Genomic DNA, 16,537 nt, shown 5'->3' on the forward strand with positions numbered 1-16,537 from the left:
GTCGGTGATCGTCATGCTGGCGATAGGCGAAGGCGCGCGCCAGAAGATCGTCGCCCAGATGGGCACGCTGGGCACGACCATCATGTACATGGGCAGCAAGGCGCCGCCCACGGGCGGCCCGGCCGGCCAGCTCACGCCGGAGGACCTGGACGCGATCGCCGCGCTGCCGCAGATAGGCACCGTGATGCCCGTGATCGGCGACCCGATCACCGTGCGCCGCGGCAATGTGGACCGCCAAATCTATGTGTTCGCGGCCAGCGAACGCATGCCCGCGGTACACCATTGGCGCGTGGCGCAGGGGCGTTACTACACCGCCGCCGAAGACCGCGAACTCGCGCCGCTGGTGGTGCTGGGCCACAAGGCCAAGCAGCATTTCTTTCCCGACACGCCCAACCCGCTGGGCGAGCAACTGCTGATCGGCACCTCGCCGTTCATCGTCATCGGCGTGATGGCCGAGCGCGGCGCCGAATCGGCCGCGCAGAACTACGACGACATGGTGTTCATTCCCTACCAATCGGGCCGGGCGCGCGTCTACCAGGCGCAGACCCAGCCCGACTATGTGGTGATCGATGTGGCGTCTTCGGGCCAGGTGTTCGAAGCCGAGGCGGCGATGCGCAAGGTGCTGCTCACGCGCCATGGCGGGCGCGAAGACTTCGGCATCAGCAACGCCGCGGCGCGCCTGCAGGCCGAGGCCGCGACGCGCCAGAGCATGACCATCATGCTGGGCCTGATCGCCGCGGTGTCGCTGGTCGTGGGCGGCATTGGCGTGATGAACGTGATGCTGATGACGGTGCGCGAGCGCACGCGCGAAATCGGCATACGCATGGCGACCGGAGCGCGCCAGCGCGACATCCTGCGCCAGTTCCTGACCGAGGCGGTGCTGGTCACGCTGGTCGGCGGCACGGCGGGCGTGCTCGCCGGGCTGGCCATAGGCGCGGGGCTGATCGTCGCCGACGTGCCCGTGGTGTTTTCGGCAACGGCCATGGCCGGCGCCTTTGGCTGCGCGGTCGCGACCGGCCTGCTGTTTGGCTTCATGCCGGCCAGGACGGCGGCGCGGCTCGATCCAGTGGTTGCACTGGCGGGGAAATGAGGATGAACGTGAGACTGAACAGCAAGATGAGTGTCCTGGTCATGGCCCTGGTGCTGGCGGGATGCGCCGCACCGCTGCCGCCCACCGCGGATGCAGCGGCCCAGGCCTTGCCCGCGCAGTGGCCGGGCAAGGCGGACTCCGCGGCCTCGGCCGCCATCACGGCCATCACCGCCGATTGGTGGCGCAGCTTCGGCAGCGCCGAACTCGATGCGCTGGTGGGCCAGGCGCAGGCGCAAAGCCTCGATGTCGCCGCCGCCACGGCGCGCGTGCGCCAGGCCAGCGCCGCGGCGCGCAGCGCGGGCGCGGCACTGCTGCCTGAAGTCAATGCCAGCCTGAACGCTAGCCGCCAGCAGCGCCTGGGCGGCAACGCCAGTGTCGACGGCAGCCTTTTCGGCGCGGGTCTGAACGCCAGCTATGAGATCGATTTCTGGGGCCGCAACCGCGCGGGCCGCGACAGCGCGCTGGCAGCGCTGCAGGCTTCTGCGTTCGACCGCGACACGTTGCAGCTGAGCGTGACCGCGGGCGTGGCCACCACGTGGCTGCAGGCAGTGGCCCTGCGCGAACGCATCGTGATCGGCGAGAGCAACCTGCAAAGCGCGCAACGGCTGCTGGCGCTGATCGAGTCGCGCGCGCGCGCCGGCGCGGCCACGCCGCTGGAACTCGCGCAGCAGCGCGGCCTGGTCGCGGGCCAGCGCCGCGGCGTCGAAGCGCTGCGCCAGCAGGCGGGCGATGCGCGCAGCGCACTCGCCTTGCTGCTGGGGCAGGGCGGCGCGCCGGCGATTGCCACGCAGACCCTGGCGGCGCTGCAGGCGCCGTCGGTGGGCGCGGGCCTGCCCGCCGAACTGCTCACGCGCCGCCCCGATATCGCGCGCGCCGAAGCGCAGCTCGCCGCGGCCGATGCGAATCTGCTGGCCGCGCGCGCCGCGCTGCTGCCGCGCCTCACGCTGACGGGCGGCATCGCCACCGGCGGCGACCAGCTGCGCCGGGTTTTCGACAATCCGCTGTATTCGCTGGCCGCCGGCCTGGCCGCGCCCATCTTCGATGCGGGCCGGCTCGCGGCCGGGCGCGACTTCGCCCAGGCCCAGCGCGAGGAATTGCTGGCCGGCTACCGCGCGGCCATCGTCGCGGCCTTCACCGACACCGAAGTCGCGCTCAATGCCGTCGCCGGCGTGGCCGCGCAGTCGGCGGCCCAGGCCGAGGAACTGGCCCAGGCGCAGCGCGCGCTGACGCTGGCCGAGCGCCGCTACCGCGCGGGCGCCGACAGCCTGCTGACGCTGCTCGACGCGCAGCGTACCTTGTACGCGGCGCAGGACGCTGCCGTGCAGCTGCAGGCGCTGGGCCTGCAGGCGTCGGTCGCGCTCTACAAGGCGCTGGGCGGCGGCTGGTCGCGAACGGCCGCCGCGACGCTGGCCGAAAATTCACTGCCTCTTGAAGGCCTGACACCATGAGTACCGTCAGCATGACCATATTGCAAAGCCTGCGCGCCGCAGGGTTGACGCCTACTTCCGCACGCATAGGCGTGCTGCAGGTAATGGCCGCCCAGGACCCGCGGCGCCTCAACAGCGAAGAAATCTTTCGCGAAATGCGCCGCCGCGGCATGCGCACCAGCCTGAGCACGGTCTACCGTATCGCGCAAAAGCTTTATGCCGTCGGCATGTTGCTGCGCGAGATGGACGACACCGGCAAGGTGCATTACCGCTTGCCGCCCACCGATGCGGACACCCAGGGCGTGCGCCTCATCTGCCGGCGCAGCGGGCAAAGCGTGATGCTCGAAGACGCGCAGCTGCACGCGGGCCTGATCGCGGCCGCGGCGCGTGAAGGGCTCAACGTCGCGGGGCAGACGCTGGTGCTGGAAGTGCATTCTCTCTAAGCCCTTGCGCGGATAGAGGGCGCGTCTTGCATTGCGTTGTTTGCAGCTGTATATTTGTACAGTGGAACTGCAAACCAAACTCGCCATTCTGGCCGATGCCGCCAAATACGACGCGTCCTGCTCTTCGAGCGGCAGCGCCAAGCGCAATGCCGTGGGCGGCGGCATGGGGTCTACCGAAGGCGCGGGCATCTGCCACAGCTATACGCCCGACGGCCGCTGCATTTCGCTGCTCAAGATCCTGCTGACCAACTTCTGCGTCTACGACTGCAAATACTGCATCAACCGCGTCAGCTCCAACATTCCACGTGCGCGCTTCTCGGTCGCCGAAGTCGTCAACCTCACGCTCGACTTCTACCGGCGCAACTGCATCGAAGGCCTGTTCCTGTCGAGCGGCATCATCCGCAGCCCCACCTACACCATGGAGCAACTGGTGGGCGTGGCGCGCTCGCTGCGGCTCGATCATGGTTTCAAGGGCTATATCCACCTCAAGACCATTCCCGACGCCGACGCCGAACTGCTGGCCCAGGCCGGCCTGTACGCCGACCGGCTGAGCATCAACATCGAGCTGCCCACGGTCCAGGGCCTGGCGCAACTGGCGCCCGAGAAAGACAGCGCGACCATCCACCAGGCGATGGGCCGTCTGCACGACCATATCGCCACCTCCAAGGCCGAGCGCAAGGACGCCGCCAGCCGCGCCATCGTCTCCATGCCCCAGTCGCGCCGCACGCGCCCGACCGCGCCCAAGGCCTTCGCGCCCGGCGGTCAGAGCACGCAGATGATCGTCGGTGCCGATGGCGCCGACGACGGCGACATCATCGTCACCAGCTCCAGGCTTTACACCGGCTATGGCCTGCGCCGCGTCTACTACTCGGCGTTCAGCCCCATTCCCGATGCGACCGCCGATCTGCCGCTGATCGCGCCGCCGCTGGTGCGCGAGCACCGCCTGTACCAGGCCGACTGGCTGATGCGCTTCTATGGCTTCGAAGCGCACGAAATCGTTCCGCCCGGAGCCCAGGGCAAGCGCATGCTGTCGGTGGAGCACGACCCCAAGCTGGCCTGGGCGCTGGCCCACCGCGAGCAGTTTCCCGTGAACCTCAACACCGCGCCGCGCGAAATGCTGCTGCGCGTACCGGGCCTGGGCGTGGGCAGCGTCGACAAGCTGCTGGCCGTGCGCCGCTTTCGCCAACTGCGCAGCGCCGATATCGAGCGCCTGCGCGTGCCCCAGTCCAAGGTGCTGCCGTTCGTCGAATGCCAGGGCTGGAGCCCGGGGCGCAGCCTCGACGACCCGCTGCTCGCGGCCCGGCTGGTGCAGCCGATGGCGCCCCAACCCGTGCAGGCGAGCCTGTTCTGACACCCCATGGCCACGCACACTTTCATTCTTGAACGCGACGGCACTGACTTCGCGCACTGGCGCGGTCTCGCGCGTTGGCTGTGGGCCCAGCAGGTGCCGCCTGAAGACGTGATCTGGCACACCGAAGACGCGCAGGCGCAGACTCCCGACCTGTTCGCGCCGCCGCCGCGCGCGACGCAACTCGCTGAATTGCCCACGGCGCCCGAGCGCGCGCTGACCGTGCCGCGCTCCTGGCTCGCCGAGGCCGAGCAATGCCTGCTGCACCGCGCGCCGTCGCGCTTTGCGCTGCTGTACCGGCTGCTGTGGCGCATGCAGCTCACGCCCGGCCTGCGCCACGATCTGCTCGACGCCGACAGCGTGCAGATGCAGCACTGGATCAAGGCCGTGCGGCGTGAAGTGCACAAGACCCATGCGTTCGTGCGCTTTCGCCCCGTGGCGCTGGCCGATGACCCGCGCGACGGCAGCGGCCCGCTGTATGTCGCCTGGTTCGAGCCCGAGCACCATATCGTGCAGGCCGCGGCGCCGTTCTTCGTCAAGCGTTTCGCCAACATGCGCTGGGCGATTCTCACGCCGCAGTGCAGCCTGCGCTGGTGGCCGCAGGCGCCCGACATCGCGGCGCTCGCCGATCAGGGCGTGCAGCCAGGCTTTGCGCAGCAGCCGCTCGCCGGGCGGCCCGGCGTGCTCAGCTGGGGGCCGGGCGCATGCGCCGACGACGCACCCGACCCCGACGCCGGCGAAGGCCTGTGGCTCACCTATTACACGCATATCTTCAATCCCGCGCGGCTCAAGATCGCGGCCATGCGCAAGGAAATGCCGCGCAAGTACTGGCACAACATGCCCGAGACCCAGCTCATTTCGCCCATGATCCAGGCGGCGCAGGCGCGCAGCGCGGCCATGCTGGCCAATGCGCCGACGACGCCGCAGCGCAAATTGCCGGGCAGGCCCGCGCCACAGGCCTAGCGCGTCGCGCTCAGCCGCTGCGTTGTAGGCCGGTGCCGCCTTGTGCCGTACTGCGCGGCCATAGAGGTTGACTGGACCGCGCCGAGCACGGGTAATGCAGGTTCCCACGAAAAAAAGGAACCGCGATGAATCGCCTTGAAATGCCTGCCATCAAGCGTCGCGATGCGCTGATCGCCTGCGCCGCCACTGCCGCCGGGGCCAAGGCGGCGGCAGCGCCGCAGTCGGCGCCCGCGCCCGCTGCCGCCACCCGCGCCACGCCGCGCATGGCCGTGTCGTTGAATGTGAACGGCCAGGCGCGCCAGCTCGAACTCGACACGCGCACCACGCTGCTCGACGCGCTGCGCGAGCACCTGCACCTCACCGGCAGCAAGAAAGGCTGCGACCACGGCCAGTGCGGCGCTTGCACGGTGATCGTCGACGGGCGGCGCATCAACGCCTGCCTCACGCTGGCGGTCATGCACGACGGCGCGCAGGTCACCACCATCGAAGGCCTGGGCTCGGCCCAGCAGCTGCACCCCATGCAGGCGGCCTTCATCAAGCACGACGGTTTCCAATGCGGCTATTGCACGCCAGGCCAAATCTGTTCGGCCGTCGCCGTGCTCGATGAAATCAAGAACGGCATTCCCAGCCACGTGAGCGCCGATCTGGGCGCCCAGCCGCTGCTATCGCTGGAAGAATTGCGCGAGCGCATGAGCGGCAATCTGTGCCGCTGCGGTGCGTACTCGAACATCGTCGACGCCATGGCCGAAGTCGGAGGTGTCGCATGAAGCCTTTCACCTACGAACGCGCCCAGACCCCCGCAGCGGCCGCGGCCGCCGTCGCGCGCCAGCCCGGCGCGAAATTCATTGCGGGCGGCACCAATCTGCTCGATCTGATGAAGCTGCAGATCGAGGCGCCCCAGCATCTGGTCGATGTCAATGCACTGGCGTTCGACCGCATCGAAGCCACGCCCGAAGGCGGGCTGCGCATAGGCGCGCTGGTGCGCAATACGGATCTGGCCGCCGACGCGCGCGTGCGCCGCGACTACGCGCTGCTGTCGCGCGCGCTGCTCGCCGGCGCTTCGGGCCAGCTGCGCAACAAGGCCACGACCGCGGGCAATCTGCTGCAGCGCACGCGCTGCGCCTATTTCTACGACACCGACCAGGCCTGCAACAAGCGCCAGCCCGGCAGCGGCTGCAGCGCGCTCGGCGGCGTCACGCGCCAGCATGCGGTGATAGGCGCGAGCAGCGCCTGCATCGCCACGCATCCCAGCGACATGGCGGTCGCGATGCGCGTGCTCGATGCCGCTGTTGAAACCGTGCGCCCCGACGGCCAGGCGCGCGTGATTCCCATCGCCGACTTCTACCGCCAGCCGGGCCAGACGCCGCATCTTGAAACCGTGCTCGAAGCCGGCGAACTCATCACCGCCGTCACGCTGCCGCGGCCGCTGGGCGGAAAGCACATCTACCGCAAGGTGCGCGACCGCGCCTCGTATGCGTTCGCGCTGGTGTCGGTGGCGCTGGTGCTGCAGCCCGACGGCTCGGGCCGTGTCGGTCTGGGCGGCGTCGCCCACCAGCCCTGGCGCTCGCCGGGGGCCGAAGCCCTGCTGCCGCAAGGCGCGCCAGCCGTCACGGCCCAGCTGCTCGCGGGCGCCGCGCCCACGCACGACAACGCGTTCAAACTGCCCCTGGTCGAGCGCACGCTCGCCGCGGCCCTGCTGCAAGCGAGGAGCTGACATGAAATTCGATACGCCCGCGACCACCAATCCCATAGATCAGCTGCAGCACATCGGCCGGCCCACCGACCGTGTCGACGGCAAGCTCAAGACCACGGGCAGCGCGCCCTATGCCTACGAACGCCACGATGCCGTTGCCGACCCCGCCTATGGCTGGGTCGTCGGCGCCGGCATCGCCAAGGGCCGTATCGCTTCCATGGATCTCAAGGCCGCGCGCGCCGCGCCCGGCGTGCTGGCCGTGGTCACCGCGCGCAACGCGGGCAAGCTGGGCAAGGCGAAGAACAATACCGCGCCGCTGCTCGGCGGCCCCGAGATCGCGCATTACCACCAGGCGCTGGCGCTGGTCGTCGCCAACACGTTTGAAGAAGCGCGCGCCGCGGCGCAGCTGGTGCGCATCACCTATGCGGCGGCCGATGGCCAATATGACCTCGCCGAAGAACGTGGCGCGGCGCCGCGCCCGCCGGGCTCCAAGGACAACCCCGCGCTGTCCGTCGTCGGCGACTTCGCGAGCGCTTACGCAAAGGCCGCAGTGACGCTTGATGCGACCTATTCGACGCCCGATCAGTCGCACGCCATGATGGAGCCGCACGCGTCCATGGCCGCGTGGCATGGCAAGCAGCTCACGCTCTGGACATCGAACCAGATGATTGCCTGGGGCGTGGGCGATGTCGCCAAGACGCTGGGCATTCCCAAGGCCGATGTGCGGCTGGTCTCGCCGTTCATCGGCGGCGGTTTCGGCGGCAAGCTCTTTGTGCGCACCGACGCCATACTCGCGGCGCTGGGCGCGCGCGCCGTCAAGCGCCCGGTGAAGGTGGCGCTGCAGCGCCCGCTGATCGCCAACAACACCGTGCACCGGCCCGCGACCATTCAGCGCATTCGTCTGGGGGCGACGCCCGAAGGCCGGCTCACGGCGCTGTCGCACGAAAGCTGCTCGGGCAATCTGCCCGGCGGTTTCAGCGAGCCGGCCGTAGACCAGACGCGGCTGCTCTATGCAGCGCCGCACCGCGAAAGCGGCGTGCGCCTGGCCGTGCTCGATCTGCCAGAAGGCAATGCAATGCGCGCTCCGGGCGAAGCCAGCGGCATGAGCGCGCTCGAAGTCGCGATGGACGAACTCGCGCACCGGCTGCAGATCGACCCCATCGAACTGCGCGTTCTCAACGACACCCAGGTCGACCCCGAGCACCCCGAGCGGCCGTTCTCGCAGCGCCGCCTCAACGAATGCATGCGCACCGGCGCCGAGCGCTTTGGCTGGAGCAAACGCCAGGCCCAGCCGGGCCAGGTGCGTGAAGGCCGCTGGCTCGTGGGCATGGGCATGGCCGCGGCGTTTCGCAACAGTCCTGTCATGACCTCGGGCGCGCGCGTGCGCCTCGACAGCCGCGGCGTCGTCACGGTGGAGACCGACATGACCGACATAGGCACGGGCTCGTACACCATCATTGCCCAGACCGCGGCCGAAGTGATGGGCCTGCCGCTGGAGAAAGTCTTCGTGCGCCTGGGCGACTCGGCGTTTCCCGCATCGGCGGGCTCGGGCGGCCAATGGGGCGCAAACAGCGCGACCTCGGGTGTCTACGCGGCCTGCATGAAGCTGCGTGAAGAAGTCGCGAAGAAGCTGGGCTTCGCCGCTGGAGAAGCCCAGTTCGCCAACGGCCAGGTGAGCGCGGGCGGGCGATCCGAAGCGCTGGCCAGCGCCGCAGGCGCCGACGGCATCGAAGTCGAAGACAAGATCGAATTCGGCGATCTCGGCAAGAAACAGCAGCAGTCGACATTCGGCGCGCATTTCGTCGAAGTCGGCGTCGATGTGGATACGGGCGAAATTCGCGTGCGCCGCATGCTCGCCGTGTGCGCTGCCGGCCGCATTCTGAACCCCAAGTCCGCGCGCAGCCAGGTGATAGGCGCGATGACCATGGCCGTGGGCGCGGCGCTGATGGAGGAACTTGCCGTGGACAAGCGCAAGGGCTTCTTCGTCAACCACGACCTCGCGGGCTACGAAGTGCCCGTGCATGCCGACATTCCGCACCAGGAAGTGATCTTTCTCGACGAGACCGATCCCACGTCCTCGCCGATGAAAGCCAAGGGCGTGGGCGAACTGGGCATCTGCGGCGCGGCCGCGGCCGTGGCCAACGCCATCTACAACGCCACCGGGGTGCGCGTGCGCGACTACCCGATCACGCTCGACAAGTTGCTTGGCGGGCTGCCTGCGGCGGGGTGAGGCCAGTTTTCCCATGCAGCAGTGAATCAGCGAGCGTTGTTCAGCGCCACGACCCGCTGCGCACTGGCGATGGTTTCCGCGCGGTGGGCGACGTAGATGCGGGTCAGATGCAGCGGGTCCAGCCTCTCGATGATGCGTTGTTCGTTCTGCATATCGAGGTGGCTCGTGGCTTCGTCCAGAATGAGAAATTTCGGTTGTTTGTATAAAGCGCGTGCGATCAGAATGCGCTGCTTTTGGCCGCTCGAAAGACTGCTACCCATGTCTCCGATGAGGGTTTGATATCCCATAGGCATGGAAAGAATTTCTTCGTGGATGCACGCCGTATGCGCGCAGCGTTTCATCCGGCGTTGATTGATCTCGGGGTGGAAGAAGCTGATGTTCTCGGCAATGGAACCGGCCATCAGGCTGTCCTCCTGAATGACAGCCCCTATCAATTGCTGATAGGTCGACAGCCCCAGCCGTTGAACCGGTATCCCATCGATCAGGATTTCGCCTTCGGTGGGGGACAGGAGTCCGAGCAGGAGCTTGATCAGCGTGCTCTTGCCGCAACCCGAAGGCCCGACAATGGCGACGGATTCGCCGGGGACGAAATCGAGTTCGAGATGGCGCAGTATCCACGGCTCACCATCCGCGTAACGATAGCTGAGGTTGCGCAGGGTGATGTGGGGCCGAAGGCGTTGCACATCGGTGGCAACCGTCGGACGCGGCTCTGCTTCCTCTAGAGCGATGTCCGCGAGGCGTTCGCCATGCAGTCCTAGCATCTTCAATTCAACGGCATAGCCGATCAGGTGATTGATCCGCGCGCCGAAGATGCCTGCATAGCTGCTGAAGGCCATCAGCATGCCGACGCTCAACTGGTTGTCCATCACCTGTGTTGCTCCCAGTGTGAGCAGCCACAGCGCGGCAGCGCCCGAAATGAATGTCGACGCGGTGGCAAACAGAACACTGAGAACCTGCGTTCTCACGTCGCGGTCGATGACGTCGACCACCAGTTTTTGCCAGCGTGTGCGGCGCGCAGTCTCATGCCCGGATAGCTTTACTGACACGATGGCCCTAAGTGTTTCCAGGAAGTGGCTGTTCTCCTTGGCGGCGAGAACGAGCTGCTCGGCGCTGGCTTCGCGCAAGGGCGCATAGAACAACCAGCGCAACACGGCATAGGCAGCCACGGCGGTGACGGCGCTCAAGGTCAGCAACGGACTGTATGCAATCATGATGGCCAGCGACATCACCGCCATCAGTCCGTCAAGAATGCCTGTGACTATGCCCGTGGTCAGCGTGTGCTGGATGGTCACGATGGAGCCGAAGCGGCTGGTGATATCCCCCAAGTGGCGCCGCTCGAAAAAAGGCGCAGGGAGTCGGATAAGGTGGGTGAACAGGCCGTTGAGCCACTGCAGACGCACGTCGGCGGAGATGCGCACGATGACCCAGGAACGCAGCACCTCGATGGCGGTTTGCACTAGCAGCAGCAGACCAAAGCCCGTTGCGAGCAGGTACAGGAATTCACGATCCGACGTGACCAACACCTCGTCAATGAGCAGCTGGTTGAAGAAGGGCGCGGCCAGCGCGAAAACCTCAAGGGCTACCGCCAGAAAGAAGACTTGTACCAACGCCATGCGCAACGCGCGGGTGTGCCGTATCAGGTCGCGCAGCGGTACTCGGCGTTGCTCCTTGATGGCATGGAAGTCAGGTGTCGGCGTGAATTCCAGCGCCACGCCGGTGAAGTGACGGGACACCGCTTCGATGGGCAGCTTGCGGGCACCGACAGCCGGGTCAAGGATCCGTACGCCTCGCCGCGCCACGCTTTGCAGAACCACGAAATGGTTCATGTCCCAGTGAAGAATGCAAGGCATTCGCAGCCGTGAGAGCTCATCCAGTTCGAGCCTGAGCGGACGCCCCGAAAGTCCTAGCGATTCGGCGTGTCGGATCAGCGTGGCGAGCGTGCTTCCCTTGGGCGAGATCGACAGGCGTCTACGCAGATCGCTGATATCGACCCGGGAGCCGAAGGCATTGCAGATCATCGCAAGGCATGCCAGGCCGCATTCGCCGGCCTCGGCCTGGAGGATAGGGTACAGGCGGCTCATGCGCGCCGTGCGAACGCATAGAGTGGCTCGAACAGCCACTCGAAGATGCTTCGTCGTTCCTGAACGATGTCCGCTTCGATCAGCATGCCGGGACGCAGCGCGTGCGTCTGGCCGAAAGCTGTCATCGCCTGCGCATGCAGGCAGACAGAGATCCTGTACAGCGCTTCGGGTGGGGTTTGCTGACTGAACAGGGGTTGCAGCGATGTAGGCAATTCATTTTGCGTGAATGTGCTGCCGCTGATCGCGCAAACCTCGCCATGGTGCACGCCGAACTTTTGGTACGGAAAGGCGGCAAACCGCACCAGCACGGGCTGCCCCTTTTTCACGAAGCCCACGGTGCGGCTGGGTGCATAGAGCTGGGCTTCCAGCGAGGTGGCGGCAGGCTGGATCGTCGCGAGGCTTTGCCCTGCCGCAACGCTTTGCCCAGGGCGCACCGCAAGGGCTGAGACCGTGCCTGAGTGGGCGGCCGTGATCGCCACGTATCTTCGCAGGCGGTTTTCGGTATCTTCCTGATCCAGGTTCGCCATATCACGCGCGATGACCGCGCTGTCTGTGGCCAATTGGGTTTCTACTTGTCGCTGCTCCATCACGCTGGCGTCGCGATCCTTGCGCGCACTGACCCTGCTGCGCTCAAGGGACCGGAGGCGGGCGTCCTGATCGATCAGCGCCTCCTGGTAGAGCCGGACCTGCGAACTGGAAACAAAATGGTCTGCGGCAAGCTTCTCATACTGATTCAGCGTGAGCGCCGCCATGCCGCGCCGTTGCTGCTGGAGAATGACCTCGTCTTCGAATTTCTGGATTTCCAGTTCCAGGCTGCGCAGCCTGGATGCTATGGCCTGTTGCTGCATGCGTGCATTGTTTTGCAGCGCATGCTGCTGGGCGGAAAGCGTCTGGCGGCGGTTTTCTATCTGTTCCCCAATGATGCTGGTCACCCCTCGCGTGCCTTCCCCGGATTCGATCGTCCGGTCGGTGTCAAGAACCATTAGCACTTCGCCAGCGCGCACTTCCATGCCTTCGCGAATGCGGATATTGGTGATTCGCCCCAAGGATGGCGCTGCCACATGCAGCTCTCCGCCTTGCGGAACCAGCATTCCGCCGACCCGTGCCTTGCGCGCATAGGAGCCGATCGCACCGTAGCCCACCAGCGATGCGGCCAGCGTCACTGCAATGGCAACTCCGGACCAGGTGGGCAGAGCATTTGATGCCCGCACGCCTGCGATCCAGGAAGCGCTGGCGTTTTCAATAGCTTCGGGTCGAAATAGCAAATTGGCATCCTGGATGATGGACGTGATAAGTCATTGAGGATCTCGCTAGGCAGGCTTCAGTTTTTATCGTTTCGATGAGAGATAAACTGCTGTTCATATTTCCGAAAAATTAACTCAAAGGCTATAAAAATAAATGTCATGAAAATATATGACAACGCAGAAGTTTTGCTGATGGCTGCAACTATTAATCCAATCAGTCCAATGAAAATAATTCCAGAAAAAATATGTTTTGGCGGCGATTTGAATATGCGAATGATCCACATTCGATCAATATCTATTGGGTCATCAATAAAATAAAGTGTCATCATCAAGAAGCCGAACCAGGTTGAAATAAGTGGGGCCGTGATTGTATTAGGGTAAAATGGTATTGACGCTAAAGCAAGTAATGGCGTGGCTGCATAGAAGATTATTCTTGGTGTATATTTTTTCATAAATTTATACCGCAAGGTTTTTTTGATAATCAATGCTCTTCACTGTTCTTGACGCAGATGAATGGGCATTGATTTATTAGGGTTTTATGTATTATTCTTTGTCCATCAACCGGCCAACACCGTAGCTTGCCACTTGACCGGCGATAAATCCTCCTACAGGACCAGTGAAAGCTCCAGCCAACATACTTGCGCCGGCTCGAGCGGTAAATTTGACAAGTTCCTCACCAGAGTTTGCTCTGACTTTACGGTCGTAAACTTCCAACTCAAACGTAGTTGAGTGGTTCTTTTCCAGTGTGGTTGTCAATGTCGCTCTGCCTGGAAGGTCGTAGGTTCGACTGGAATTCGCGACCGCGTCGCGAAGATCCGAGTCATTCGGCCCGGCACCATGGACTTGTCCAATTTCAATGAAAGAAAGTGTGCGCATGATTCATTTCCTCCTTTGGGGCGGTGGGAGGAAGCGCGGCGAATAAATCGTGGTCTGCTGTCGCTTGCACTCTTTGGCCTTGGACATCATTTTTGGTCGTGGATATAAAATAGTCTGTAGGGTAGTTGCTCAAAATAAATAACTTTTGGATATGATCTGCTACGTCAATAAAATTGATGTGGATAATTTTGGATGAAGATGAGGGTTGTGGTTAATCCCTGGTCGCCTGGTCGTTGCACTGACAAGCGATGGCCTGGATCTGGATCTGTCGGTTGCCTGTTGCTGCTTGCGCACGAAAAGTGCGTCACTACCCTATATAGTCAAACGATGTAAAAGGGCTGCTAGCCGCCTGCGGGAGGGGCGAGCCCGTGTGAAAAGGTGCGGAGTCATGAACGAAATCGAACTGAAATTCCAGGTGCCGGCAGCCAAGCGCCAGGCCCTGCTGCGCGCGCTGACCCAGACCAAGGGCAAGGCCAAGGCCAATGTGAAGACGCTGCGCCTGCAGGCGCAGTACTTCGACACGCCCGATCAGCGGCTGGCGAAAGCCCATGTCTCGCTGCGTCTGCGCCAGGAAGGCGATGCCTGGGTGCAGACGCTCAAGTGCCCGGGCGAGAACCGCTGGACACGGCTGGAACACGAAGTGCCGCGCGCCGCAGACAGCGGTGAACCGGCGCTGGATGTCGCCTTGCATGCCGGCACGGCCGCGGGCGACCAGCTTGCCGCCGCATTGGGCGACCAGGCCGCACGCCTGCAGGTCTATTACGCGACCGATGTGCAGCGCACCTTGCGCGTGCTGCGCAGCACGGGCGTGCAGGCTGAAGTCGCGCTCGACGTGGGCGAGATTCGCGCCGATGGTGATCGCCGCGAGCTGCACGAGATTGAATTCGAACTGAAGAGCGGTTCCGTGGACGCGCTGGTCGCGCTCGCTGCGCGCTGGGTCGAGCGCCATGGTCTGTGGGTCGATGTGATCAGCAAGGCCGAGCGCGGTCAGCAGCTTGCGCGGCACGCATTGGCGGTGGCGCCGATGTATGCGCAGGAAATGGTGCTCAAGGAGCCGTACTCGCCTGACGCCGCCTTGCGCCAGATGGTCGGCGCCTGCCTGGCCCATCTGTTGCCGAATGCCGCCGAAGTGGCGGGTGGCGTTGCACAGCCCGAGCATGTGCACCAGACCCGCGTGGCGCTGCGCCGGCTGCGCACGGCGCTGCGCATCTATGGCGACTGGTCGCCCGCGGTCGATGCCGATTGGGAGTCCGCGCTGGCCACGCTGTTCGGCCAGCTGGGGGGCGTGCGTGACCGCGATGCGCTCGAAGCCGATCTGCTGCCCGCGCTGCGCGCGGCCGGCGCGCCGCTGGCCGAACTGCCGGCCGAAGCGCAAGGCAAGGCCATCGACGACGTGCTGCGCGCACCCGCGACCACCCATCTGTGGCTGGCGCTGATCGTGTTTGCCAACGGTGCAGAGCAGCAGACCGATGCGCCGCTGCCCGTGGGCGGCTTGCGCGCGCTGGCCGCGGCCAAGCTCGATCATCTGCACAGCCAGTTGGCCAAGGATGCCAAGTCCTATGCCGATTTCGCGGACGAACAGCGCCACCGCGCGCGTCGTCGGCTCAAGCGCCTGCGCTATGCCATCGAGTTCGCGGCCTCGCTGTTTCGCGCGAAGAAAGTCCAGGCCTATCTGCAGCGCCTCAAGCCCGCGCAGGACGCGCTGGGCGAGTACAACGATCTGGTGGTGGCCGAGCAGGCCTTCGCCCAGTTGCTGCCTGCCCAGCCCGAAGCCTGGTTTGCGCTGGGCTGGCTCGCGGCCCAGCGCACGGAGTTGCTCGACGCGTCGGAGCACCGTCTGGGCAAATGGGCCAAAAAGCCGGGCTTTTGGTGAGCCGAACAAAAAAAGCCGGTTTTTTCACAAAGGGCCATTAAAGTGCGGCTAGAATACGAAGCTTAGCGGCTGTAGCTCAGCTGGATAGAGTACTTGGCTACGAACCAAGGGGTCGTGGGTTCGATTCCTGCCAGCCGCACCAAACGTGAAACCTCAGAGTAGAAATACTCTGAGGTTTTTTCGTATGTGGAATCGATCAAGTGCAGCACAGTTCGCGCTGAATGCAAGACGGCGAACGGGCGCACAGGCCTGAGATCGAGACGCCCTTTGACCGGCTCAGTGCGAACGACCATCTGCTGTTCGCTGGCCCTGGGCCCGAACGCCACGCAACGTTTAGATCGCGGCAGCCTGGCCTTCAGGCAGTTTGGGCAGCACCAGCGTAAATGTGCTGCCCGTGCCCGCGCTGCTGGTCACTTCAATCTGCCCGCCGTGGCGCGTGACCACGGTGTGCACGAACGCCAGGCCCAGGCCCACGCCGTTGGTCTGGGTGTTGTTCTGGTTCTGCAGCCGGTCGAAGGTCTGGAACAAGCGGCCCTGCTGATCGGCGGGAATGCCCGGGCCCTGGTCGCGCACCGACAGCGCCCAGTCATTGCCGCGCGCGACCAGCGCGCATTCAATCGTCACCTTGCCTTGAATCGGCTGCGCCGGCCGGCCGTACTTGATCGCATTGCTTATCAGGTTGATGACCGCACGCCGCAGCAGCGACGCATCGCCCTGCAGCAGCGCCTCCTGTTCGGGCAGCGTGCATGTCAGTTCCATGGCTTGTGCCTGGGCCTGGGTCCAGCAGTCGTCTATGGCTTGCTCCAGCACCCAGGCCAGATCGACGGAATCCTGGCGCAGCGGCTGGTTCTGCGCGCGCGCGAGATGCACGAAGTCGTCGGCCAGCGTCAGCGAAGATTGGGCATAGCGTTCTATGCGCTGCAGCAGTTCGGCGCCGGCCGGGCCCGCGTTGGCATCGCGCATGTCTAGCAGCGTGATGATGGCGCCTATCGGCGCGCGAATGTCGTGCGAGATGAAGTGCATCGCCTGGTCGCGCTGGGCCAGCGCCTGGCGCATGGCGCTCAGGTCGACCAGCGTGATGATCCAGCCGCTGGTCGCGCCCGTGGCCAGCGGCTTGCGCAGCAGCATCAGGCTGCGGCCCTGGCGGTCCTGGCCTTCGAGGTGCAGCGGCGCATCGGCGCTGCCCAGGCTTTCAGGCGTGAGCAGCGCGGCGCCGCTGTCGCGGTCGCGCAGGCCTTGCAGCAGTGCGGGCAGGGCCAGGCCAATGAT

The 16,537-nt window shown here is 65.1% G+C and carries 14 protein-coding genes and 1 tRNA gene; 10 read left to right on the forward strand and 5 right to left on the reverse strand.

What is annotated here, in order from left to right:
* From KHY18_RS24810 to paoC, 8 genes are all read left to right on the forward strand, one after another.
* On the forward strand, positions 1 to 1,090 hold a 1,090-nt coding region (locus KHY18_RS24810; protein WP_213306431.1), incomplete at its 5' end, for an ABC transporter permease.
* Positions 1,091 to 1,116: 26 nt separating this feature from the next.
* Positions 1,117 to 2,538 carry an efflux transporter outer membrane subunit gene (locus KHY18_RS24815; protein ID WP_249729367.1) on the forward strand — a complete coding sequence of 474 codons (1,422 nt, stop codon included), beginning with the start codon at positions 1,117 to 1,119 and terminating at the stop codon, positions 2,536 to 2,538.
* Positions 2,535 to 2,960, forward strand: coding sequence for a Fur family transcriptional regulator (locus tag KHY18_RS24820; protein ID WP_213306437.1), 426 nt, complete (start codon positions 2,535 to 2,537; stop codon positions 2,958 to 2,960). The genes KHY18_RS24815 and KHY18_RS24820 overlap by 4 nt, the downstream gene beginning before the upstream one ends.
* A 61-nt stretch (positions 2,961 to 3,021) precedes the next feature.
* Complete coding sequence (locus KHY18_RS24825; protein WP_213306440.1) at positions 3,022 to 4,311, forward strand: putative DNA modification/repair radical SAM protein; 1,290 nt, start codon at positions 3,022 to 3,024, stop codon at positions 4,309 to 4,311.
* Between the two features lie 6 nt (positions 4,312 to 4,317).
* Positions 4,318 to 5,271 carry a TIGR03915 family putative DNA repair protein gene (locus tag KHY18_RS24830; RefSeq protein WP_213306443.1) on the forward strand — a complete coding sequence of 318 codons (954 nt, stop codon included), beginning with the start codon at positions 4,318 to 4,320 and terminating at the stop codon, positions 5,269 to 5,271.
* A 125-nt stretch (positions 5,272 to 5,396) separates the two neighbouring features.
* Positions 5,397 to 6,038 (forward strand): aldehyde dehydrogenase iron-sulfur subunit PaoA, encoded by a 642-nt coding sequence (paoA, locus tag KHY18_RS24835; protein ID WP_213306445.1) that lies wholly within the window; start codon positions 5,397 to 5,399, stop codon positions 6,036 to 6,038.
* Entirely contained in the window at positions 6,035 to 6,985 is a 951-nt protein-coding gene (locus KHY18_RS24840) for an FAD binding domain-containing protein (protein ID WP_213306447.1), read from the forward strand. Before paoA ends, KHY18_RS24840 begins: the two co-directional genes overlap by 4 nt.
* A gap of 1 nt (position 6,986) precedes the next feature.
* Complete coding sequence (paoC, locus tag KHY18_RS24845; RefSeq protein ID WP_213306449.1) at positions 6,987 to 9,194, forward strand: aldehyde oxidoreductase molybdenum-binding subunit PaoC; 2,208 nt, start codon at positions 6,987 to 6,989, stop codon at positions 9,192 to 9,194.
* A 26-nt stretch (positions 9,195 to 9,220) separates the two neighbouring features.
* Here the strand turns inward: paoC and KHY18_RS24850 are convergent, their stop codons facing one another.
* The 4 genes from KHY18_RS24850 to KHY18_RS24865 form a co-directional block, all read right to left on the reverse strand.
* The gene (locus KHY18_RS24850) at positions 9,221 to 11,275 is read right to left on the reverse strand and encodes a peptidase domain-containing ABC transporter (protein WP_213306451.1); all 2,055 of its coding nucleotides are present in this window, start codon (positions 11,273 to 11,275) and stop codon (positions 9,221 to 9,223) included.
* Positions 11,272 to 12,540, reverse strand: coding sequence for an HlyD family secretion protein (locus KHY18_RS24855; RefSeq protein ID WP_213306454.1), 1,269 nt, complete (start codon positions 12,538 to 12,540; stop codon positions 11,272 to 11,274). Before KHY18_RS24855 ends, KHY18_RS24850 begins: the two co-directional genes overlap by 4 nt.
* A 56-nt stretch (positions 12,541 to 12,596) precedes the next feature.
* Positions 12,597 to 12,971, reverse strand: a complete 375-nt coding sequence (locus KHY18_RS24860) for a hypothetical protein (RefSeq protein ID WP_213306457.1) — start codon at positions 12,969 to 12,971, stop codon at positions 12,597 to 12,599.
* Between the two features lie 91 nt (positions 12,972 to 13,062).
* Positions 13,063 to 13,395: a hypothetical protein gene (locus tag KHY18_RS24865; RefSeq protein WP_213306460.1), complete on the reverse strand. Its 333-nt coding sequence runs from the start codon at positions 13,393 to 13,395 to the stop codon at positions 13,063 to 13,065.
* A gap of 388 nt (positions 13,396 to 13,783) precedes the next feature.
* Between KHY18_RS24865 and KHY18_RS24870 the strand changes: the two genes are divergently transcribed.
* Both KHY18_RS24870 and KHY18_RS24875 read left to right on the forward strand, forming a co-directional pair.
* Positions 13,784 to 15,268, forward strand: coding sequence for a CYTH and CHAD domain-containing protein (locus KHY18_RS24870; RefSeq protein ID WP_213306463.1), 1,485 nt, complete (start codon positions 13,784 to 13,786; stop codon positions 15,266 to 15,268).
* A gap of 65 nt (positions 15,269 to 15,333) precedes the next feature.
* Positions 15,334 to 15,410 (forward strand) — tRNA-Arg (locus KHY18_RS24875).
* 191 nt (positions 15,411 to 15,601) lie between these two features.
* Here KHY18_RS24875 and KHY18_RS24880 read toward each other — a convergent pair.
* Positions 15,602 to 16,537 (reverse strand): sensor histidine kinase (locus KHY18_RS24880; protein ID WP_213306466.1); only part of this gene is annotated, 936 nt, incomplete at its 5' end.

Origin of the sequence: Acidovorax sp. CCYZU-2555, assembly GCF_018413525.1 — a bacterium.
Taxonomy (GTDB): Bacteria; Pseudomonadota; Gammaproteobacteria; order Burkholderiales; family Burkholderiaceae_C; genus Comamonas.

Bases quoted from the DNA above. Each gene is read 5' to 3' on its own strand.
- KHY18_RS24850 (WP_213306451.1), bottom strand. From the start codon at position 11,275: ATGAGCCGCCTGTACCCTATCCTCCAGGCCGAGGCCGGCGAATGCGGC.
- KHY18_RS24830 (WP_213306443.1), top strand. From the start codon at position 4,318: ATGGCCACGCACACTTTCATTCTTGAACGCGACGGCACTGACTTCGCG.
- KHY18_RS24865 (WP_213306460.1), bottom strand. From the start codon at position 13,395: ATGCGCACACTTTCTTTCATTGAAATTGGACAAGTCCATGGTGCCGGG.
- paoA (WP_213306445.1), top strand. From the start codon at position 5,397: ATGAATCGCCTTGAAATGCCTGCCATCAAGCGTCGCGATGCGCTGATC.
- KHY18_RS24840 (WP_213306447.1), top strand. From the start codon at position 6,035: ATGAAGCCTTTCACCTACGAACGCGCCCAGACCCCCGCAGCGGCCGCG.
- KHY18_RS24820 (WP_213306437.1), top strand. From the start codon at position 2,535: ATGAGTACCGTCAGCATGACCATATTGCAAAGCCTGCGCGCCGCAGGG.
- paoC (WP_213306449.1), top strand. From the start codon at position 6,987: ATGAAATTCGATACGCCCGCGACCACCAATCCCATAGATCAGCTGCAG.
- KHY18_RS24860 (WP_213306457.1), bottom strand. From the start codon at position 12,971: ATGAAAAAATATACACCAAGAATAATCTTCTATGCAGCCACGCCATTA.
- KHY18_RS24870 (WP_213306463.1), top strand. From the start codon at position 13,784: ATGAACGAAATCGAACTGAAATTCCAGGTGCCGGCAGCCAAGCGCCAG.
- KHY18_RS24815 (WP_249729367.1), top strand. From the start codon at position 1,117: ATGAGTGTCCTGGTCATGGCCCTGGTGCTGGCGGGATGCGCCGCACCG.